This is a genomic window from Streptosporangium saharense (genome assembly GCF_014203715.1).
Classification (GTDB): Bacteria; Actinomycetota; Actinomycetes; order Streptosporangiales; family Streptosporangiaceae; genus Streptosporangium; species Streptosporangium saharense.
The window spans coordinates 347,835-368,094 of the sequence record NZ_JACHJP010000005.1; the positions used below are offsets into that span (position 1 = coordinate 347,835).

At 70.3% G+C, this 20,260-nt stretch carries 19 protein-coding genes; 13 read left to right on the top strand and 6 right to left on the bottom strand.

Features of this window, described 5'->3' with window-relative positions:
- Window positions 1-36: 36 nt before the first annotated feature.
- On the bottom strand, window positions 37-921 hold the full coding sequence (gene mca, locus FHS44_RS24680; RefSeq protein WP_184718600.1) for a mycothiol conjugate amidase Mca: 885 nt from the start codon (window positions 919-921) through the stop codon (window positions 37-39).
- A gap of 220 nt (window positions 922-1,141) precedes the next feature.
- Between mca and FHS44_RS24685 the strand changes: the two genes are divergently transcribed.
- The 3 genes from FHS44_RS24685 (at window position 1,142) to FHS44_RS24695 (ending at window position 3,677) form a co-directional block, all read left to right on the top strand.
- Complete coding sequence (locus FHS44_RS24685; RefSeq protein ID WP_184718602.1) at window positions 1,142-1,570, top strand: DUF4307 domain-containing protein; 429 nt, start codon at window positions 1,142-1,144, stop codon at window positions 1,568-1,570.
- A 105-nt stretch (window positions 1,571-1,675) separates the two neighbouring features.
- On the top strand, window positions 1,676-2,176 hold the full coding sequence (gene greA / locus FHS44_RS24690) for a transcription elongation factor GreA (RefSeq protein WP_184718604.1): 501 nt from the start codon (window positions 1,676-1,678) through the stop codon (window positions 2,174-2,176).
- Between the two features lie 217 nt (window positions 2,177-2,393).
- Window positions 2,394-3,677, top strand: a complete 1,284-nt coding sequence (locus tag FHS44_RS24695; protein WP_312863800.1) for a C40 family peptidase — start codon at window positions 2,394-2,396, stop codon at window positions 3,675-3,677.
- 171 nt (window positions 3,678-3,848) lie between these two features.
- Here FHS44_RS24695 and FHS44_RS24700 read toward each other — a convergent pair whose 3' ends face one another.
- Window positions 3,849-4,448: an acyl-CoA-like ligand-binding transcription factor gene (locus tag FHS44_RS24700; protein ID WP_184718608.1), complete on the bottom strand. Its 600-nt coding sequence runs from the start codon at window positions 4,446-4,448 to the stop codon at window positions 3,849-3,851.
- 122 nt (window positions 4,449-4,570) lie between these two features.
- On the opposite strand from FHS44_RS24700, the gene abmR reads away from it, so the two are divergent.
- The 8 genes from abmR (at window position 4,571) to phoH2 (ending at window position 12,582) form a co-directional block, all read left to right on the top strand.
- Entirely contained in the window at window positions 4,571-5,098 is a 528-nt protein-coding gene (gene abmR, locus FHS44_RS24705; RefSeq protein ID WP_184718610.1) for an ATP-binding transcription factor AbmR, read from the top strand.
- A gap of 290 nt (window positions 5,099-5,388) precedes the next feature.
- Window positions 5,389-7,188: a phosphoenolpyruvate carboxykinase (GTP) gene (locus FHS44_RS24710; protein ID WP_184718612.1), complete on the top strand. Its 1,800-nt coding sequence runs from the start codon at window positions 5,389-5,391 to the stop codon at window positions 7,186-7,188.
- Between the two features lie 211 nt (window positions 7,189-7,399).
- Complete coding sequence (locus tag FHS44_RS24715; RefSeq protein WP_184718614.1) at window positions 7,400-8,398, top strand: TIGR04222 domain-containing membrane protein; 999 nt, start codon at window positions 7,400-7,402, stop codon at window positions 8,396-8,398.
- Complete coding sequence (locus FHS44_RS24720) at window positions 8,391-9,197, top strand: MbnB/TglH/ChrH family RiPP precursor modification enzyme (protein WP_184718616.1); 807 nt, start codon at window positions 8,391-8,393, stop codon at window positions 9,195-9,197. The genes FHS44_RS24715 and FHS44_RS24720 overlap by 8 nt, the downstream gene beginning before the upstream one ends.
- Window positions 9,190-9,564 carry an SCO6045 C-terminal-like domain-containing protein gene (locus FHS44_RS24725; RefSeq protein WP_184718618.1) on the top strand — a complete coding sequence of 125 codons (375 nt, stop codon included), beginning with the start codon at window positions 9,190-9,192 and terminating at the stop codon, window positions 9,562-9,564. Before FHS44_RS24720 ends, FHS44_RS24725 begins: the two co-directional genes overlap by 8 nt.
- 133 nt (window positions 9,565-9,697) lie before the next feature.
- Window positions 9,698-10,207 carry a hypothetical protein gene (locus tag FHS44_RS24730; protein WP_184718620.1) on the top strand — a complete coding sequence of 170 codons (510 nt, stop codon included), beginning with the start codon at window positions 9,698-9,700 and terminating at the stop codon, window positions 10,205-10,207.
- A 47-nt stretch (window positions 10,208-10,254) separates the two neighbouring features.
- Entirely contained in the window at window positions 10,255-11,022 is a 768-nt protein-coding gene (locus FHS44_RS24735; RefSeq protein ID WP_184718622.1) for an isoprenyl transferase, read from the top strand.
- A 210-nt stretch (window positions 11,023-11,232) separates the two neighbouring features.
- On the top strand, window positions 11,233-12,582 hold the full coding sequence (gene phoH2 / locus FHS44_RS24740) for an RNA 5'-3' helicase PhoH2 (RefSeq protein WP_184718624.1): 1,350 nt from the start codon (window positions 11,233-11,235) through the stop codon (window positions 12,580-12,582).
- A 3-nt stretch (window positions 12,583-12,585) separates the two neighbouring features.
- Here the strand turns inward: phoH2 and FHS44_RS24745 are convergent, their stop codons facing one another.
- Genes FHS44_RS24745 through FHS44_RS24755 form a run of 3 tightly spaced genes read right to left on the bottom strand, consistent with a single transcriptional unit; the run spans window position 12,586 to window position 15,271 of the window.
- Window positions 12,586-13,140 (bottom strand): hypothetical protein, encoded by a 555-nt coding sequence (locus FHS44_RS24745; protein WP_184718626.1) that lies wholly within the window; start codon window positions 13,138-13,140, stop codon window positions 12,586-12,588.
- Window positions 13,141-13,172: 32 nt separating this feature from the next.
- Window positions 13,173-14,600: an ATP-binding protein gene (locus FHS44_RS24750; protein ID WP_184718628.1), complete on the bottom strand. Its 1,428-nt coding sequence runs from the start codon at window positions 14,598-14,600 to the stop codon at window positions 13,173-13,175.
- Window positions 14,597-15,271, bottom strand: coding sequence for a response regulator (locus FHS44_RS24755; protein ID WP_184718630.1), 675 nt, complete (start codon window positions 15,269-15,271; stop codon window positions 14,597-14,599). Before FHS44_RS24755 ends, FHS44_RS24750 begins: the two co-directional genes overlap by 4 nt.
- A 394-nt stretch (window positions 15,272-15,665) precedes the next feature.
- On the opposite strand from FHS44_RS24755, the gene FHS44_RS24760 reads away from it, so the two are divergent.
- Window positions 15,666-16,301 carry an aggregation-promoting factor C-terminal-like domain-containing protein gene (locus FHS44_RS24760; RefSeq protein ID WP_221461221.1) on the top strand — a complete coding sequence of 212 codons (636 nt, stop codon included), beginning with the start codon at window positions 15,666-15,668 and terminating at the stop codon, window positions 16,299-16,301.
- Window positions 16,302-16,361: 60 nt separating this feature from the next.
- Window positions 16,362-18,341, top strand: a complete 1,980-nt coding sequence (locus tag FHS44_RS24765; RefSeq protein ID WP_184718632.1) for a glycosyltransferase family 2 protein — start codon at window positions 16,362-16,364, stop codon at window positions 18,339-18,341.
- Here the strand turns inward: FHS44_RS24765 and FHS44_RS24770 are convergent.
- Window positions 18,326-20,212, bottom strand: coding sequence for a helix-turn-helix domain-containing protein (locus FHS44_RS24770; RefSeq protein WP_184718634.1), 1,887 nt, complete (start codon window positions 20,210-20,212; stop codon window positions 18,326-18,328). The genes FHS44_RS24765 and FHS44_RS24770 overlap by 16 nt on opposite strands.
- Window positions 20,213-20,260 lie beyond the last annotated feature (48 nt).

The following is a 20,260-nucleotide window of genomic DNA, read 5'->3' on the forward strand; positions in this document are numbered from 1 at the left end:
CCGCCTCCGGAGGCCTTCGGCGGGACATAACGGACTTCAGTGGCAGGCGGGGGAGATCTCCGCGGCGTGGATGCCCGCGAACAGGTCGGTCTCCGGGAGCGTGGTGTCGACCAGGGAGCGGGCCAGGTGGTAGTCCTCCGTCGGCCAGATCTCCTCCTGGAGCTCACGCGGGCAGACGAACCAGAAGCCGTCCGGATCCACCTGGGTCGCGTGCGCCAGCAGCGCCTGGTCACGGAGCTCGAAGTACTCCCCGCAGGGCACCCGGGTGGTCACCGGCCACTTCTCCGGCCTGTCCTCCCAGCGGGAGATCCAGTCGGCGTACGGCGAGCCCATGCCGCGGGTGTTCATCGCCTCGTGCAGCGCCTCGAAGCGCTCCCTGGTGAAGCCCATCTGGTAGTAGAGCTTGAGCGGCTGCCAGGGCTCGCCCGCCTCCGGGTAGCGGTCGGGGTCGCCCGCCGCCTCGAAGGCCTCGACCGAGACGCGGTTGGTCATGATGTGGTCGGGGTGCGGGTAGCCGCCGTCGTCGTCGTAGGTGAGGATGACGTGCGGCCTGAACGAGCGCACCGCGGCGACCAGCGGCGCGGCGGCGATCTCCAGCGGCTGCAGGGCGAAGCAGCCCTCGGGCAGCGGCTCGTTCTCGTCCTCGGGAAGACCGGAGTCGACGAAGCCCATGAAGCGCTGCCCGACGCCGAGGATCTCCCTCGCGCGCTCCATCTCCAGGCGCCTGACCTCCCCGATGTTCTCCAGGATGTCGGGACGGTCCATCTTGGGGTTGAGGATCGAGCCGCGTTCCCCTCCGGTGAGGGTACAGACGAGCACGTCCACGCCCTCGGCGACGTAGCGCGCCATGGTCGCGGCACCCTTGCTCGACTCGTCGTCGGGATGCGCGTGAACTGCCATCAGCCTCAGCGGTGCACTCACGGGCTCGATGTCTCCTCTTCGTCGGTCGCGCTCGGGTTCGCGCGGGCCGTACGGACGCACCTCGCCGCGACGTCCTCGGCCCCCGCCTGCCGCACCGCTCCCCGGGTTGGGCTGGGTCACTCTAGAGAGAGGTTAGTTTCTCTTGGGCGGTCGCGAGGGCAAGGCCCCCGCGAGAGACAATTGTCTTGGATAACACCGAGGTAGCGCAGGGAGATTCCGCATGGCCACCAGCGAGGCCGGGACGGGCCGTCAGACCGGCCCCGTGCTCGGCACCCCGGACGACTTCCCCGACCGTCCGGAGCGCAGGGGGCGCTTCGTCGTGCACGTCGTGATCGCGATCCTCTGCGCGGTCTGTGCAGGAGGCTGGGGATACGTCATGTGGGCGTCCAAGGGCAACACCGAGGTCATCGACCAGGTCGTCGCGTTCGACACCAGCCGCGGAGATTCTCTGCAGATCACCTTCGAAGTGGTCAAGCCATCCGGCCGGGCCGCCGTGTGCAGGATCAGGGCCACGGATGTGGATCATGTCGAGGTCGGCAGTCGAGAGGTCAATATTCCCGCTGGTGAGGGGTATGTCCGCCTTACCGAGAGGCTAGAGACCAGTAGCCAGGCTACTTCCGGCGATGTTCACTACTGCTATCTCGTATAGTGAGACATTTGGGGAAGCGTTCGAGCGGTTAACTTGTTAGCCTGTCGAAATTCGAACGAGCGCAACCCCCAGTACCAAGCCCCACAGAGGAAGCAAGGAGAACCCGTGGCCGACTCCCAAAACGAGAGCGTCACCTGGCTAACTCAGGAGGCGTACGACCGCCTGAAGGCGGAGTTTGAGTACCTCTCGGGGCCCGGGCGTGTCGACATCGCGAAAAAGATCGAAGCCGCCCGGGAAGAGGGCGACCTGAAGGAGAACGGCGGCTACCACGCCGCCAAGGACGAGCAGGGCAAGATGGAGGCCCGCATCTTCCACCTCCGTCAGATCATCGACAGCGCGAAGGTCGGCGAGGCCCCCCGCGCCGAGGGCGTGGTCGGGCCAGGCATGACCGTGACCGTCCGGTTCGAGGGAGAGGACGAGGAGGTCGCCTTCCTTCTCGCGTCCCGCGAGGAGAGCGGTGCCCCGATCGACGTCTACTCGCCCAAGTCGCCGCTGGGGGCGGCGATCAACGGCAAGAAGATCGGCGAGAAGGCCACCTACACCATGCCGAACGGCCGCTCGAACACGGTCGAGATCATCGAGGCCGTGCCGTACATCGGCAACTGATCTCGCACAGGACCAGCAGCTGATCCGCCGGGACCGGGTCCCGGCGGATAGCCATGTCCAGGGCCTTTCAGGCCGGCCGAAACCCCGCCGCCGCTGCACAGCGTGTCGTGTTTGGAGTGTTTTGGTGAGTTCCCGTGCATTGTGGCGTGGTGTACGGCACCCTACGTAGGGCGGATCCGAACGGGTGGAGATCCGGACGGGTGGAAGGGAAGATGTCGTGCCCGACAGGCGGACGCGTGTCTCCCGGTTGATCGACGAGGCCAGGCAGGACCTCGCCTACAGTCCACGCCCCCGCATCGGGTACGGCGAGGCCCGCACGTCGCGTCCCGTCGTGCCCATCGTGGTGGCGCTCGTCGTGGTCGTCCTGGCGGCGACCGTGGTGGTCGTCCTGCAACTGCCCGACGACTCCCCGGTGACCTCCCCGCGCAGGCCCGTCGCCAGGCAGACCCTCCAGGGCGCGCTCCAGGAGGTTCCGCAGAACACGGCGACGGCCCCGGTGGCCGTCCCCACCCCGGCGCCGACCCCACCGGCCCCCGTCGCCCCGCTGACCACGATCCGCAAGCCGCACCTGTTCGTCGTGACGAACAAGCCGCTCGGCGCGGCGGTCGTGTCGAAGGTGAACCGGCTGTCCGGCGTGAAGGCCGTGGAACGCGCCGACGCCGCGGAGGTCGTCCTCGACGGCAAGCGGGTGCAGACGCTGGGGGTCAACCCCTCGACGTTCCGTGCCTTCACCCCCAAACCGACCGCGCGCTCCGACCGGCTCTGGCGCAACGTCTCCGCTGGAGAACTCGTCGTCTCCTTCGTCCTGGGCAACGACGGCGGCATGTCGCTGGGCAAGACGGTCTCCACCTCCAGGACGAGCCTGCGCGTCGGCGCCTACGCGACCATGGGCATGGGCGCCATCGACGCCGTCGTCTCCCAGCAGACCGCGCGCTCCCTGGGCTTCCCCCAGGACAACGCGCTGGTGGTGAGCGCGCCCGGCGCCGACTCCGCGGAACTGCGCCACAAGCTGCTGCGCGTCCTGCCCAAGGGCAGCCAGGTCGCCACGATCAACCCGGTGTTCACCGCGCCGAGGCGCACCGTCTGGTCCGCGGGCGCCTTCCTGACCGTGCCGCAGATCAGGACCGTCCTCACCGCCGCGGTCGGCAAACTCGGCCGCCCCTACGTGTGGGGCGCCGAGGGCCCCGACACCTTCGACTGCTCCGGCCTCGTCCAGTGGGCCTACGCCCAGGCGGGCATCCGGGTCCCTAGGGTGACGCACCAGCAGTTCGTCTCCGGCCCCCGGATCGAACTCTCCCAGGCTCAGCCGGGCGACCTGCTGTTCTGGCGGAACGACCCGACCAACCCGGGCTACGTCTCCCACGTGGCGATCTACTGGGGCGGCGGCAAGATGCTGCACGCGCCGAGGACCGGCGACGTGGTCAAGATCGTCCCCATCAGCACCCGCAACTTCGCCGGCGCCGTCCGCATCAGCCCCCAGGTGGCGGCCCAGGTTAGATAGCTGGCTGTGTTTTTTTGCTCCGCCTGCGGCGTCGCGGGCTTGGGCGCCTGAAGTCGGTGACTTCCCTCGTCGTTCCTCCGCTTCGCTCCGTCACTCCTCAGTCCAGATCACCGACGCGCCCAAGCCGACACTCTTCACGCACGGCGCCGGTAAAGCCAGACTCCTCACGCTTTAGACCCTGAGGCCCGTCTCCAGGAGGGCGAGGGCTTCGTCGATGGTGTCGGCGAGGCGGGTTACGCCGCCGGACTCGGCCCAGCCGAACAGGGCGGGCAGGATCGCGCCGACCACCGCGCCCGCGGCCGTACGGCTCAGCGGGTCGCCGCTGCGGCGGCCGAGGCGTCCCGCGAGGGCCTCGGCGAGGGTGTCGATCGTGCAGATCATGCTGTCCACGGCCCTGGCGCGCAGTGCGGCGTGGCGCAGTTGGAGCCTGGTCATGGCGAGGATCTGCGCCTCCTCCTCGGGGGCGAGCCTGGTGAAGGCGGTGTGTACGGCGGCGCGCAGCGCGGGGACCGGGGCGAGGTCCGAGGGCTGGGTGGCCAGTTCCGTCATCAGCAGGGGGGTGTGGTCGTCCTGGACGACGACGTCCTCCTTCGTGGGGAAGTACCGGAAGAAGGTGCTCGCCGAGATCTCCGCGGCCTCCGCGATCTGTTCGACGGTCGTCTCGTCGTAGCCCTGCTCGGCGAAGAGGCGCAGTGCCTGTTCCTGGATGTTTCGCCGGGTTCTGGCCTTCTTGCGTTCGCGTAGTCCCTCGGGGCGCGGAGGTGAGCTCATGTGCCGATTGTCGCGTCTAGGTGACAGGTGTGAACACTGCAACGAGTGCCACAGGAGGCCTGTATGTCCCGATTGGGGGCCGACTATGGTCCCCGAGGATGAAGCGACGTAATCTCCATTACATGGATAGTGACGAAGCAGTGGAGAAGCTGCGGGGCTGGTTCTCCGGGCGGCTGCCCGAGGAGTGGTTCGACGGGCGTCCTGAGATCGTGCTCGACCGCGAGGAGATCGCGGTCGTCGGCAGGCTCGCCGTACCCGCGCCCGTGGAGGGGGTCTCCGAGGTCGAGCGGGCCGCAGCCGTCGAGGGCGGCATCCAGCGCTTCCGTGAGGAGACCAGGGAGCGGCGCGTCGAGATCGCCAGGGAGGCCGAGCACCGCTTCCGCAGGAAGGTCTCCTGGGGCGTCGCCGTGGGTGACGAGACGGTGATGTTCACCACACTCTCGGTTCCGGTGATGACACGCCTGCGTCAGTCGGAGCGGCGCGTCCTGGACACGCTCGTGGCCGCCGGGGTCGCCCGCAGCCGCAGTGACGCGCTCGCCTGGTGCGTGCGCCTGGTCGGCACCCACACCGACACCTGGCTGGCAGATCTGCGTGACGCGCTCCAGCACGTGGACCGGGTTCGCGCCTCGGGGCCCGACATCGGTTCCTGAGGCGGGCCAGGGAAAACGGCCCGAAATTGGTCTGAACCTGTCCTGTGATTGGTTTAGACCATTGTTAATGGCCTAAACCACTTCCTGAACACGCTCCTTTAATGTCGCTTCTTTTGGGTAGGTCACCCGGAACACCATGACTCCTGCCTGCCCTGATGCCGCTGGCCACGGGCGGTGCGGAGCCGTTGCCACGACGGACAGCCGCTATTCACTGGTCTATGCCAATTGGATTAACGGCGGTTTGGTCGTCAATGATGACGTGGCCCTGAGGAGTGTAAGGAGCCGTGCCCGTGTCCGTTATCGAGGACGTAACCGCCCCCAGTCCGACCACCCACGAGGAGCTGGCCGCGTGGGTCAAGGAGATCGCCGAGCTCACCCAGCCCGACAGGATCGAGTGGTGTGACGGCTCGGAGTTCGAGTGGACCCGCCTGACGAACCTGCTGGTCGAGCAGGGAACGTTCACCCGCCTGGCCAAGCGGCAGAACAGCTTCTACGCCGCCTCCGACCCCACGGACGTCGCCCGCGTCGAGGACCGGACCTACATCTGCTCCGAGCGCGAGCAGGACGCGGGTCCCACGAACAACTGGATCGCCCCCGACGAGATGCGCCGGACCTTCGCCGGGCTCTTCAAGGGCTGCATGCGTGGGCGCACGATGTACGTCGTGCCGTTCTGCATGGGGCCGCTCGGCGGTGAGATCTCCCAGCTCGGCGTCGAGATCACGGACTCGCCGTACGTCGTGGTCTCCATGCGGATCATGACGCGGATGGGCGAGCGGGCGCTGCGGCTCATCGAGGAGCGCGGCGGCTACGTCAAGGCCGTCCACTCGGTCGGCGCGCCGCTCGAACCCGGCCAGGCCGACGTGCCGTGGCCGTGCAACTCGACGAAGTACATCAGCCACTTCCCCGAGACCCGCGAGATCTGGTCGTACGGCTCCGGCTACGGCGGCAACGCGCTGCTGGGCAAGAAGTGCTACGCCCTGCGCATCGCCAGCACGATGGCGCGGGACGAGGGCTGGCTCGCCGAGCACATGCTCATCCTCAAGCTCACGCCTCCCTCGGGGCAGACCCGCTACATCGCGGCGGCCTTCCCGAGCGCCTGCGGCAAGACCAACCTGGCCATGCTCCAGCCGACCATCCCCGGCTGGAAGGTCGAGACGGTCGGCGACGACATCGCCTGGATGCGCTTCGGCGACGACGGCCGCCTGTACGCCATCAACCCCGAGGCCGGGTTCTTCGGCGTCGCCCCCGGCACCGGCGAGACGACAAACGCCAACGCGATCAGGACCCTCTGGGGCAACAGCATCTTCACCAACGTCGCCCTCACCGACGACGGCGACGTGTGGTGGGAGGGTCTCACCGACGAGCCGCCCGCGCACCTGACCGACTGGCGGGGCCGCGACTGGACGCCGGACAGCGACGAGCCCGCCGCCCACCCCAACGCCCGCTTCACCGTGCCCGCCGGGCAGTGCCCGACCATCGCCCCCGAGTGGCAGGACCCGAAGGGAGTGCCGATCTCGGCCATCCTCTTCGGCGGGCGCAGGGCCAGCGCCGTACCGCTGGTGACCGAGTCGCTGAGCTGGAACCACGGCGTGTTCATCGGCGCCAACATCGCCTCGGAGAAGACCGCGGCGGCCGAGGGCAAGGTCGGTGAGCTGCGCCGCGACCCGTTCGCGATGCTGCCGTTCTGCGGCTACAACATGGGCGACTACTTCGCCCACTGGGTCGGCCTGGGCAAGCGCGAGGGCGTCTCCCTCCCGCGGGTCTACTACGTGAACTGGTTCCGCAAGAGCGAGGACGGCCGGTTCATCTGGCCGGGCTTCGGGGAGAACAGCCGCGTCCTGAAGTGGATCGTGGACCGCCTCAACGGCGAGGCGGAGGCGGTGCGGACGCCCATCGGCCTGCTGCCCGCCGAGCTGGACACCGACGGCCTCGACATCCCCGCCGAGGACCTGCGCACCCTGCTCACCGTGGACGAGGAGGTCTGGCGGGAGGAGGCGGCGCTGATCCCGTCCTTCTTCGAGACCTTCGGCGACCACCTGCCGAGGGAACTCTGGGACGAGTACCGGGCGCTGGTCGAGCGCCTGGGCTGACCTCGGTTTCCCGAAACGCCGGTCCCGGTACGGCCCGGCCCCCCGTGGGCACGTACCGGGACCGGCGTGTCGTGTCATGCGGGTGCCGTACGGGGGTAGGGAAAGACGGCGGCGACAAAAAGGCGGTTCGGCGCAACCTCGGGGACGTTCCCCACGTCTACCAGACAGAACAGTCACACGCACACGCCTTGCCTTTCCCCCGGAGGCGGACATGGAATTCACACTGCTCGTCGTGAGCGTCACCCTCCTGGCGGCCGTCTGGACCACCGCGGTGACGCTGCGGAGCGAGCATCGCAGGGTGCTCTCGGCCGTCCCCTCGGGTACGGGCGCGCCCCTCGGCCCCTACGAGCTGGCCTATCTGGCCGGTGGGCCGCTCAGGGTGGTCAACACCGCGCTCGGCATGCTGGCCAGGGCGGGCTCCATCCGGGTCGCCAGGGGCGGCCACGTCAGCCTCGTGATGGGCGCCCTGTCGCCCGCGGAACCGGTCGAACAGGCGGTTCTCGACGCGCTCAGGGAGCGGGGCGGCTCCTGCTCCGTGCCGGAGCTGCGCCGTACGGTGGGGACGGGGGTCGCCCTCGACGGCCTGCGCTACCGCCTGCTGGGGATGGGACTGCTGGTGCCCGAGGGCGCGTTCACCGAGGCGCGCAGGCTCAACCGCAGGCTGCTGGTCCTCACGGTGATCGCGGCGGTCTTCGAGCTCGGCTCCCTGCTGTCCGTCCTGTCGTGGGGGCACCTGGGCGTGCTATCCACGCTGGCCGGGGCGGTGGCCTCGGTGAGCGGCCTCGTCGTCCACACCCGGATGCGGCGTGCCCTGCGCGGGGCGCTCAGCAGGGCGGGGCGCGAGGTGCTCACCGCCGCCCGCGGGGCCCACGTGCGCGGCGTCCGGCCCATGACCTCCGACCTGGCCTTCGCCGTCGCCTTCCCCGTCGCCCTGTACGGCCTGGGCGAGCTGGGTGACCCGGTGCTGGCCGCGGAGCTGAACCGGGGCTCCCACACGGCCGGTGGTGGGTCCAGCTGTGCCACGGGCGCCTGCGGCGGCGGCTCCTCCTCCTCCTCCTCCTCGGACAGCTCCTCCTTCGGCGGTGGCGGCGGTGACTTCGGCTCCGGCGACTGGGGCGGCGGTGGCGGCGACTCTGGCGGGTCGAGCTGCAGCAGCGGGTCCAGCTGTGGCGGTGGATCGAGCTGCGGCGGAGGATGCGGCGGTGGCTGACCGGCTGGGGGTCGGCATCGGGTGGCGGCCCGAGATCGACCTGACCGTCGAGCGCCTGCCCGGCGTGGACTTCGTCGAGGTGATCGCGGAGAACATCCGCCCCGGCGCGCTTCCCGAGTCGCTGCGGCTGCTGCGCGGAAGGGGCGTTCCGGTGATCCCGCACGGCGTCGGCCTCGGGATCGGCGGCGCGGAACCGCCCGACCGGGACCGGCTGGCGCACCTGGACGCCTGCGCGCGGGCCCTCGGATCACCCCTGGTCAGTGAGCACCTGGCCTTCGTGCGGGCGGGCGGCATGGACGCCGGCCACCTGCTGCCCGTGCCGCGCACCAGGGCCGCCCTGTCCGTCGTGGTGGAGAACGTACGGCGGGCCCAGGAGGCGCTGGCCGTACCGCTGGCGCTGGAGAACGTGGCCGCGCTGTTCGGCTGGCCCGAGGACGAGATGACCGAGGCGGAGTTCCTCGGGGAGCTGGTCGAGGCGACCGGGGTCGGGCTGCTGATCGACGTCGCCAACCTCTACACCAACCAGGTCAACCTGGGGCTGGAGGCGGTCGCCGCGCTGGACGGGCTGCCGCTCTCCGCGCTGGCCTACGTCCACGTCGCGGGCGGCCACTCCCACCACGGGCTCTGGCACGACACGCACACCACCCGGGTGCCCGAGGACGTGCTCGACATCCTCACCGCGCTGTGCGCCAGGACGGAGCCGCCGGGGGTGCTGCTCGAATGGGACGGCGACTACCCCAGCGACGCCGTGTTCGAGGAGGAGCTCGGCCGCATCCGCGACGCGATGGCTCGTGCCTGAACACGACGAAGAGCCGGTACGGCGGGCGCTCGGCAGGGCGCAGGCGGAGCTGGTCGCGGCCCTGGTCGCGGGGGGTGAGGCCCCGGAGGGGTTCGACGTGGAGCGGCTGCGGGTGCAGGAGAGCGCGCTGATCTCCAAGCGGCGCGGCTCGGTCGCCAGGGTCAGGCCCGACCTGGTCGTCCTGCTCGGCGACGGCTTCGCGGCCCGCTTCGACGGCTACGCGCGGGGGCGCCCGAAGCCGGAGGGCGGTTCCAGGGCCGACGCCCGTGACTTCGCGGCCTGGCTCGGCCTCGACCCCCCTGCGCCGCGAAGGGACCGTGGGCTGGGACGGTTGCTCGGCAGGGTCCTGCGAAGGGGAGGCGGCTGAGCCCTCGGGGGCGGAGGTGCCCCCTGGTGGTCCGCTCGACCCCGGGGACGTTTTGGCAGTCTGTGCCAGGGATACCCTCTCTGGGGTGGGGGGACTGCGTTGCCTTGATGGGTCATACCTGACCGTTACGCCGGTGGCGTGCCGCGACAGCATCGGCTCGCCGTACGAGGTCACGCTTGAGCTCCACCGGGACGGCGCGTTGTACGGGACGGTCGGTGAGCGGTGCGGGTGGTTTCTCGCCCGGCTCGCCAGGGGCGTCGCGGAGGCCCGCGTGGGCCAGCAGGAGCAGTGGCCGGATCCGGACGACCGTTTTCCCGAGGACGACGAGCTTTTCACCTTCCGCTACCGGACGAGGAAGGGGATCGTCAGCGGGGGAGAGCTGCGCTGCCAACTGCGCACCATCCCGATCTGGATCCCCGGGGGCAGGGGCCGTCCCGGGGAGTGGCGCCTGGCCAGACGGGCCTTCCTCGAAGCCTGGGGCCGGGGCGGGGTCGGGATGCGCGCGGTGCTCACCTCACCGGAACTCGGGGCCTTCGTGGACGGACTCGTCGCCGAGGCAGAGGAGTGCCTGGGAGCACAGAAGTCCGGCAACTCCCCAAGAACCCCGATAGAGGGGGCGCGGAGGTCTCTGGGGCGGCGATAATTGCCTGGCAGCGCCCTTCGACGGCGGGCGTTGAGGGGAGGGCTCCAATGGGCGTGCGTGATCTCGTCTACCGGCTCTACGAGAGGCGGCTGGAAGGGAAGCTGTCCCGTCAGCGGGAGATGGTCCCCCGGCATGTCGGCGTGATCGTCGACGGCAACAGGCGCTGGGCGCGTTCGATGGGCCTTGAGGACGTCAGCCGAGGTCATCGCAAGGGCGCGGACAAGATCTCCGAGCTGCTCGGCTGGTGCCGGGAGGCCGGGGTCGAGGTGGTCACCGTGTGGCTGCTGTCCAGCGACAACATCAACCGGCCCAAGGACGAGCTGGACCTGCTGGTGAAGATCATCGAGGACGTGGTCCAGGAGCTCGTCGATGACGGATGGCACATCAATCCCATGGGAGCCCTTGATCTCCTGCCCGATCACACGGCCCGTGTCCTGAAAAACGCTAAAGAGGCAACATCACACCGTCCGGGTTTGATTGTGAACGTTGCCGTTGGGTATGGAGGAAGGCGTGAGATCGCTGATGCGGTGCGCTCCCTTCTCCAGGAGCACGCCAGCAAGGGCGCGAGCATCGAGGACATCGTGGAGGTCCTCGATGTCGAGCACATCGCGGAGCATCTCTACACGCGCGGCCAGCCCGATCCGGACCTGGTCATCAGGACCTCGGGCGAGCAACGGCTGTCCGGCTTCCTGCTGTGGCAGAGCGCCCACTCCGAGTTCTACTTCTGCGAGGCCTACTGGCCTGACTTCCGCAGAGTCGACTTCCTGCGGGCCCTGCGCTCGTACGCCGCGCGGCACAGACGGTACGGCTCCTGAAACACGGCGTGAACTCCGGTTTTCCTTGTTGGAAGACGGGCATTCAGGACGTACCGTAACAAGTAGACGGGCGCAGCTCGTCTACTCCGGAGAGGGCCCACCTTTGCGTCACGACCTGCCAAGGAGGGCCGGTCACCGGTGCCTCCTCGGTATGCCGCGAGCGTGGGCCCGGGTCCGGTCCGCATCCCAGCTCATGGCAGGGCGCCCCCCATGGCGCCCGGGGGAGAACGCGTGGCAAACCCTTCGTCGTCCTCACCGACGTCGCCGGCAACCAACCGGCGTACGTACGTCCTGGACACCTCGGTCCTTCTCGCGGATCCAGCGGCGATAAGCCGTTTCGCGGAACACGAGGTCGTCCTCCCGATCGTCGTCATCACCGAGTTGGAGGGCAAGCGCCATCATCCAGAACTCGGATACTTCGCGCGCAAGGCGCTGAGGTCTCTCGACGACCTGCGGGTGACACACGGACGGCTGGACGAGCCCATGCCCATCGGAGAGGGCACCATCCGGGTGGAGCTCAACCACAGCGATCCGTCGATCCTTCCCGTCGGCTTCCGTCTCGGCGACAACGACACCCGCATCCTGACCGTGGCGCGCACGCTCGCCGCCGAGGGAAACGACGTGGTGCTGGTCTCCAAGGATCTGCCGATGCGGATCAAGGCCGCCTCGATCGGCCTCGCCGCGGAGGAGTACCGCGCCGAGCTGGTCGCCGTCGAGTCGGGCTGGACGGGCATGGCCGAGCTCCAGGTGACCACCGAGGACGTCGAGACGCTCTTCGAGCACGGTACGGCCGACCTGCCCGAGGCGCGTGACCTGCCCACCCACACCGGCCTGCGGCTGCTGTCCAGCCGTGGTTCTGCCCTCGGCCGGGTGCTGCCGGACAAGTCGGTCCGCCTGGTGCGCGGCGACCGGGAGGTCTTCGGCCTGCACGGCCGCTCCGCCGAACAGCGCATCGCGCTCGACCTGCTGATGGACCCCGAGGTCGGCATCGTCTCGATGGGCGGCAGGGCGGGAACCGGCAAGTCGGCCCTGGCCCTGTGCGCGGGCCTTGAGGCCGTCCTTGAGCGGCGTCAGCACCGCAAGGTCATCGTCTTCCGTCCCCTGTACGCCGTGGGCGGCCAGGACCTCGGCTACCTGCCCGGCTCGGAGAACGAGAAGATGGGCCCGTGGGCGCAGGCCGTCTACGACACCCTGGGCGCGGTGACGAGCCCCGAGGTGATCGAGGAGGTCATCGACAGGGGCATGCTTGAGGTGCTCCCGCTGACCCACATCCGTGGGCGTTCGCTGCACGACGCCTTCGTGATCGTGGACGAGGCGCAGTCGCTTGAGCGGGGCGTCCTGCTCACCGTGCTGAGCAGGATCGGCGCCAACTCCAGGGTCGTGCTCACCCACGACGTCGCCCAGCGCGACAACCTGCGGGTCGGCAGGCACGACGGCGTGGTCGCGGTGGTCGAGAAGCTCAAGGGCCACCCGCTGTTCGCGCACGTCACGCTGACCCGGTCCGAGCGCTCGCCGATCGCCGCCCTGGTCACCGAGATGCTGGAGGACGTCACGATGTGACGATCACGGGGGGAGTCGCACCCCTTTGGCCGCGAGGTCGCGGTACTCGAAGCAGGTGTGCTCCCCCCACGTCTTCGGCGGTCCGGGGAACAGCCGGGTGACCTCGACGCTCCAGATGCTCTCCTGCTTGTTCTGCCTGATCGTGCAGGTGATCTGGGCGAGCCCCTCCCTGGACAGCTCCCCGGGCCCCGTGACGATCACGGTAAGCCGGTAGCCAAGGTTGCCCGCCGGGTCGTTGCGCTGCGACTCGTCGCGGTAGCGGGTGGTCTCGGTGTCGTGGTGGCTGAAGGAGCCGAGCGCGCTCGTCAGTCCCGCCTTGGGCGGCTGCTTGCCCGCCCTGAACAGGGTGTCGACGATGTTCTTCGCCGAGTCGGAGCCGACCGGGATCTTGGCGGGTTCCAGACGGCCGTTCCTGAGCAGGTAGACCGTCACCCACGTGGGGCTGTAGCTGATCACCGGGGGGCGTCCCAGGTCGCGGACCTCGGTCGGCGCGATCCCGCACGAGCCCAGCGTCAGGACGGCCGCCAGCATGCAGGTGAGCCGCCGCGCGCGCCGCATCGCCGTACTCCTCGCTCTCTTGGGGGATCGGTTCATGCGGGGGGCAGCCAGACCGTGAAGAGGGTACCCGGCTCCTGTGGGCGCACCGAGATCGTGCCGCCGTGCAGGTGCGCGTTCGCCCGTGCGATGGACAGGCCGAGACCGCTGCCGTCGCCCCTGGCTCCGGCCTTGTAGAAGCGGTTGAACACGTGCGGCAGGTCGGAGGTCGGGATGCCCTTGCCGTGGTCGCGGACCTTCACCTCAAGGCCGTTCGGGGTGCTGCGCGCGGTCACCACGACGGGGGGTTCCCCGTGGCGCAGGGCGTTGCCGACCAGGTTGGCCACGATCACGTCGAAGCGCCGGGGGTCGAGGGAGAAGGTCAGGCCCTGCGGCACGTTCACCCGCACCTTGTCCAGCCAGCCCCGCACCTCAAGGCAGTCGCTGACCGCGTCGGCGACGTTCACGCTGTCCAGGTGCAGCGTCGCCGTACCCGAGTCGAACCTGCTGGCCTCGATGAGCTGCTCGACCAGGGTGCGCAGCCGCTCGATCTCTCTCAGCACCAGCCGTACGGCCTCGGCCGGTTCGCTGGGCAGGTGATCTGCCTCGTCGGAGAGCATGTCGGTCACCGCGGTCATCGCGGTCAGCGGCGTGCGCAGTTCGTGGGACACGTCGGCGACGAAGCGCCGGGACATCGCCTCAAGGGCGCGCAGTTCGGAGACGCTGCGTTCGAGGGCCGCGGCGGTGTCGTTGAACGTCGCGGTCAGCTCGGCCAGTTCGTCCTGGCCGTGCACGGGAAGCCGGGTGTCCAGGTGACCCGCGCCGAGGGCGCGCGCGGCCGAGCCGAGCCTCCTGACGGGCAGCAGGACCCGCCTGGCGGACAGCAGGGCGACCGCGAGCGCGATGCACAGCATGATGGCCCCCGCCGCCGCCAGGGGCTGGCGCAGGTCGTTCAGGAGCTGCTCCTCCTCCGACAGCGGGACGAAGGCGAAGACGCTCATCCCGGTCGGCTGGGCGGTGTGGATCGGCTCTATCCGCCACACCGGGGTGCCGACGATCAGCCACATGCGGCCGTTGATCCGCTGGCGCTTGACCGCCATCCTGCGGTCGGCCTCGATGACGAGGTCGGTCGGGACGTCGCTCATGCTGAAGTCGCCGTCCGGGTAGAGGTACTCCTCCCTGGGGGAGCGGGGGTCCTCGTAGCGGACGACGACGGCGCCGTTCGGGGTCCGCAGGCTCTTCTGCAGCTCGTCGATCTCCGAGTCGGTCGGCGGCGTCTCTCCGGGCCAGAGGCCGCCGATGGGCACCCTTATCCCTTCGAGGGTGTCGCGCACGTCGCCGACCGCGACCTGTTCGGCGCGTTCGATCACCCGGGTCTTGACGAGCTCGTAGCCGATCCCCGCGACGAGGGAGGAGGCCGCGATGGCGATCAAGGTGAAGGTGATGACCAGGCGTCCGCGCAGACCGGTGTAGATCCGCCTCACGGCGGGCTGAAGCGGTAGCCGAAGCCGCGCACCGTGTGGATGAACTCGGGCTCGGCGGGCACCGCCTCGATCTTGGCGCGGACCCGCTGGACGCAGGCGTCGACCAGCCGGGAGTCGGCGACGTGGGTGTGGTCCCACACGGCCCGCAGCAGGTATCTGCGGTTGAGGACCTGTCCGGGGTGGCGGACGAGTTCGAGCAGCAGGCGCAGCTCGGTCGGGGTCAGGTGGACCTCACGGCCCGCGAGGGAGACCTTCAGCGCGCCCCGGTCCACGACCAGGTCGCCGAAGGTGATGCGGTCGGAGGCCAGGGACTCGACCCTGCGCAGGACCGCGCGGATGCGGGCGTCGAGGACCCGGGGCTCGACGGGTTTGATCACGTAGTCGTCCGCCCCCGCCTCAAGGCCGACCACCACGTCCAGATCGTCGCCCCGCGCGGTGAGCAGGATGACCGGGAGCTGGTCCAGCTTCCTGATCCTGCGGCACACCTCGACCCCGTCGATCCCGGGCAGCATGACGTCGAGGATGGCGATCTCGGGACGGCGCGCCCGGATGTGGTCGAGCGCCTCCTCGCCGGTCGCGTACGAGGTCACGGTGTGGCCCTGACGGCTCAGTGCCAGCTCTAGCCCGGTCCGGACAGAGGGGTCGTCTTCTACAAGGAGGATGCCAGCCACGCGGTCATTATTGTTCCAATGCCCGATAGCACCCGCCACGTCACGAAACTGTGACGCGGGTTGGGCGAGATCAGGACGCTGTTCTGTGAGGCTTGACCGAGGACACTTCCCTCGGAACAGGGGCCCGAGGGAGAGGTCGCCCGGAAAAAGTGTGATTAGAATCACATTTGCTCGTCAACGCCCAGGAAAGACCATGTAGCCAGGCAGTAGGTCACACCAATCCCATTGGGCACCCCATGGAACACCCCTCAACTCCCCCGTTCAGGTTGCGAAGCACCCCCCCACGCACGGCAAGCTCATAGGTCGTGAGCCCAGGATCACCGCACTTGAGGCAGCGCCAGGCGCCCCGTCCCCGTCGTACGGCCCGCTTCGACGGGGTCGGAAAGGCGCGCGGATGAACCCCAGGCGCGCCGTCATCATCGGCGCGGCGATCGTCGTGGTGGTCGGCGGAGGGGGCTTCACCGTCCACACCGCCATCCAGAACGCCTCCGCCACCTCGGAGTCCGCGCTCTCCGTGGACGAGCTGGCCAGGGTGTTCGGCGGCGGCGACCCGTTCGCCCCCGACCCCAAGAACGACGTCCTGAAGGCACAGGCCGCCCAGGCCGCCAAGGAGGACCAGCTCAAGGCCGCCCGTGGCGACCGCGACAAGCTCGACCCGATCGTCATCCCCAAGAAGGCGCCGGGTGGCGGCGGCTTCGACCCCAAGGCCTTCCCGCCGGGAAGCGCGAACCCGACGGGCAACAAGGCCCTCGGCAAGCAGATGCTCGACGCCATGGGCTGGGGCGACCAGTGGGGTTGCCTTGAGAAGCTCTGGATGAAGGAGAGCGGCTGGAACGAGCGGGCGATGAACCGCTACAGCGGCGCCTACGGCATCCCGCAGTCCCTGCCCGGCAGCAAGATGGCCAGCGCCGGTGGCGACTGGCAGACCAACCCGGCCACCCAGATCCAATGGGGTCTGAACTACATCAAGGGGCGTTACGGCACCCCTTGTGGTGCTTGGGGCCATTCCCAGGCCACGGGGTGGTACTGAGACTCCAAGAGTCGGCAAGTCTGACCCCCTCGAAGTCTCCGGCGCCGCACGCTTGGGCGCATGGATGTGAAGGTCAGCGTCGTAGTACCGGTGTACAACCCCGGTGATACCGCCGACGCGTGTATCCGGTCCGTGCTCGAACAGTCGATGCCCTCGGAGGACTACGAGGTCATCTTCGCCGACGACGGATCGGACGACGGGATCCAGCTCCGCCTCGACGCCGTCGCCGCGGTCCGCTCGAACGTCCGGGTCCTCCACCTCGGGCGGACCGGCTCGCCGATGCGCGGCCGCAACGTCGCCATGGCGGTCGCCAGGGGCGAGTACGTCTACCTGCTCGACCAGGCCGACCGCCTCGACCGCCTCGCCCTTGAGCGCATGTACGAGCGCGCTGTCGAGACCGGCGCGGACATCCTCATCGGACGGCTCGTGGACGGCCAGGGGCCGCCGTCCAAGATCTTCGAGCGCAACCGGGACCACGCCGACCTGCTCGGGGACCGGCTGCTCACCCTGCTGACGCCGCACAAGCTCTACCGCAGGGAGTTCCTCGACGAGGAGGTGCTCGCCTTCCCCGACCCCGGGGGCCTGCTGGCCGAGCAGACGTTCGTGACCAGGGCCTACCTGCGGGCCAGAACGATCACCGTCCTGGCCGACCAGGTCTGCTGCCACCTCGGGGAGCGTCCGGTCAAACAGGAGGAGGACCCCTACGTCCACGGTGCCGAACTGCGCGAACTGCTCGACGTCGTCGACTACGAGGTGCCCGCGGGGCGACGGCGTGACCGGATGTACGCGCACTGGTTCCGCACGGCCGTACTGCGCCGCCTGGCCGGGGCCGGGTTCGTCAGCTCGTCCAGGGACAGGGCGGCGACCTTCACGACCCTGCGCGAGCTGGTCGTGCAGCGCTTCCCGCAGCGGCTTGACCGCTACCTGCCCGTCCACCTGCGGGTGCGCGCGGCGCTGCTGCGCGCGGGCAGGCTCGACCAGCTCGTCGAACTCGCCCAGGCCATGCGCGACACCCGCCTGCAGGCCGAGCTGCGGGACCTGCGCTGGGAGGACGGCGCCTTCACCATGGACCTCGCCGTGGAGATCGTCCGCGCGGGCGGGGAGCCGGTGCGGTTCATCCCGCGCGGGGACGACGGCCTGGTCTGGGAGCCCCCCGTCCCCCTCGACGGCCTCGCGCTGTCGCCCGAACTGGCCGACGTCACCCTCGCCGCCTCCCGGGCCAGGTTCGAGGTCTACGTCAGGCACGAGGAGAGCGGGCTCATCTACTTCCTGCCCGTGACCTGCTCGATGACCAGGGGCAGGCACCGCAACGGGGTCAGGCTCCAGGTCACCGGCTCCGCCAGGCTCGACGCCGCCTCCGCCGCCCTCGGCGACGCGCTGCCCCCCGGCCTGTGGGAGATCCACGTCCGCATGTACGGCGGCGCCAACCAGGTCCGGGCCCGGGTGACCGGCTCCCCGCTGAACTGCACCGGGACGCTGGCCAACCACTCCGAGCGCCTGGTCATCCCCTGGTGGTCGGACCGGGGCGAGCTGGGCGTGTGCGTCGAGCCCCCCTCGTTCGCCGAGTCGATCGTGCTGGTCTCTCCCGGGGCGACGGTCACCCCGCAGCGCGACCATGTGTTCGTCGTGGTGCCCGTGCCGTACGTGCCGCCGAGTGGGGGGCCGACCGCTGAGCTGGTGCTGCGCAGGGCGAGCAGGGGGGAGCACGAGATCTGCGCGCCCGCGCTGGTCGAGCCGGGCGTCCCCGGGCAGCTCGCGGGCCGGCTGGTCGCCAAGGTGCCGGTACGGCGGGTCTACCGGGAGGGGTTCCTCGCCCCCGGAGACTGGCGGCCGTTCCTGCGGATCGGGGACAGGGAGGTCGGGCTGCGCTTCAAGGTCGGGATGAGCTTCGGCGGCCGGGTCGAGGTGCAGGCGGCCGCCGCCGCGAGGAGACCGGCCACGCGCTACCCGCTGTTCAAACGGGTGGCGTTGCGCATCCCGGGGGTCCGCAGGGCGGTCACGGTCACCAGGGCGGCCCAGCGTCGCTATCTGCCGGGCTGAGCCTCCGGGGTGCTGAGGCGGTGCAGGCGCAGGGCGAGCTGGACCTCCAGGGCCCTGTCAGGGGCCTGCCAGCCGGGTCCCAGGAGCTGCGCCACCCGGTCCAGGCGCTGGGTGACGGTGTTGACGTGGATGTGCAGGGCCTCCGCCGTACGGGACAGGGAGCAGCCTGAGCCGAAGTAGGCGGTGAGCGTGCGCACCAGCGCCGTGCCGCGCCTGGCGTCGTAGTCGAGCACCGGGCCGACTGTCGCGGCGAGGAACGCCTCGATGTCGCGCCCGCCGCCGACGAGCAGCCCGACGAAGCCGAGGTCGGCGACCCCGGCGCCCTCTCCCTCGCGGCCCAGGGCCACCAGGGCGTCGGCGCAGCGCCTGGCCTCCTGGTGGGCCTCGGCCACCTCCGCGGGGCCGCGCACGGGGCCGCAGGCGCCCGCGGTCGCCGGACGGCCGAGCCCGGCGCCCAGCTCGGCGGCCACCTTCCTGGCGAGCGCGCCCGGGTCGTCGCCGGGCAGCAGCAGCACGACCTCGTCCCCGCGCTGGGCCGCCAGGCCACGGTTGAGCGCGGCGTGCGAGGAGGCCCAGAACCCGGCCCGCTCCCGCTGCTCGTCGCCGTGGTGGGCCACCACGACCACGTGGGCGGCCCCGAGATCGACGCCGACCCGCCTGGCCCGCTCCGCCAGGCCGTCAAGACCGGGCCGGGAGATCAGGTCGTCGAGCAGCTCACCCCTGACCCGGCCCTCCGCCTCGGCGACCGTACGGCGGAACAGCGTCAGCAGCGCGGTGACCAGCGCGGCCCGCTCCAGGATGCGCTGGTCGGTGTCGGCGACCGGCTCCTCGGCCCGCAGCACGAGCGTGCACAGCGGCTCCGCGCCCACGTCCACCGACGCGACCAGCAGGCTTCCCCTCCTGACCGTACGGCCGAGCGCGCGGGAGGTCCTCGCCGCCTCGGCGATCGTCGCCGTGACGCCCTCGCCCAGCTCGGCCGGGTCCCCGGCGATCGGCCGTCCGGCGTCGTCGAGCACGACCAGCGAGCCGCCCAGCACCTCGGTCACCACGGCGGCCACGTCCTCGACCCCGCCGCCGCGCAGCACGAGCCCGGCCATCCGGTCGTGGGCGTGCGCGGCCCGCTCGACGGCCCCGCTGTGCGCGCTGGCCAGGCGGCTGGTCTCGCTCAGCTCCTCAAGGGCGTTCCTGGTCTCCTGCAGCAGCCTGGCGTTGTCGATCGCCACCGCCGCGTGCGCCGCCAGCGAGGCCAGGAGCACCACCTCGTCCTGGCTGAAGGGCCGCACGCTGCGGTTGGCCGCGAACAGCACCCCGATGACCCGGGCGCCGAGTTTGAGTGGAACGCCCAGGATCGCGACCAGCCCCTCTTCGAGCACGGCGTCGTCGATGTCCTCCTTGTGGCGGAAGCGGGGGTCGGCGAAGTAGTCGGCCGTCGAGTACGGCGTCGCCGTCTGGGCCACCAGCCCGCCGAGCCCGGCCCCCATGGGCAGCCGCAGCGCCCTGAACTTGGCAGAGACCGAACCGTCGGTCACCCGCATCCAGGTGTCACCCCGGTCGGGGTCGTGCAGCGTCATGTAGGCGGCGTCGGCGCCGAGGAGCTGCCTGGCCCGGTGCACGATGGCCTCAAGGACGGCGTCGAGGTCGCGCAGCCCGGCCAGGTCGCCCGCGGTGTCGAACAGCGCCGACAGTTCGGCCTCCCGCCTGGCCCTGCGCCGCAGCAGGGTCCGCACCCGCAGCGCGACGAGCTTGGCCTCCTCAAGCTCGGCCAGCGTCGCGGCGTCGGCGCCCGCGCTCCTGGCGGCCAGGACCGGCCCCTCGAACTCGACCGCGGACGCCTCCCTGGCCAGTAGTTCGAGGAAGACCCGCGCGCTCATGAGGCCATTGTCGCGTCCGCCCCCGCGACGCCGGTCAGCGGGCCGTCC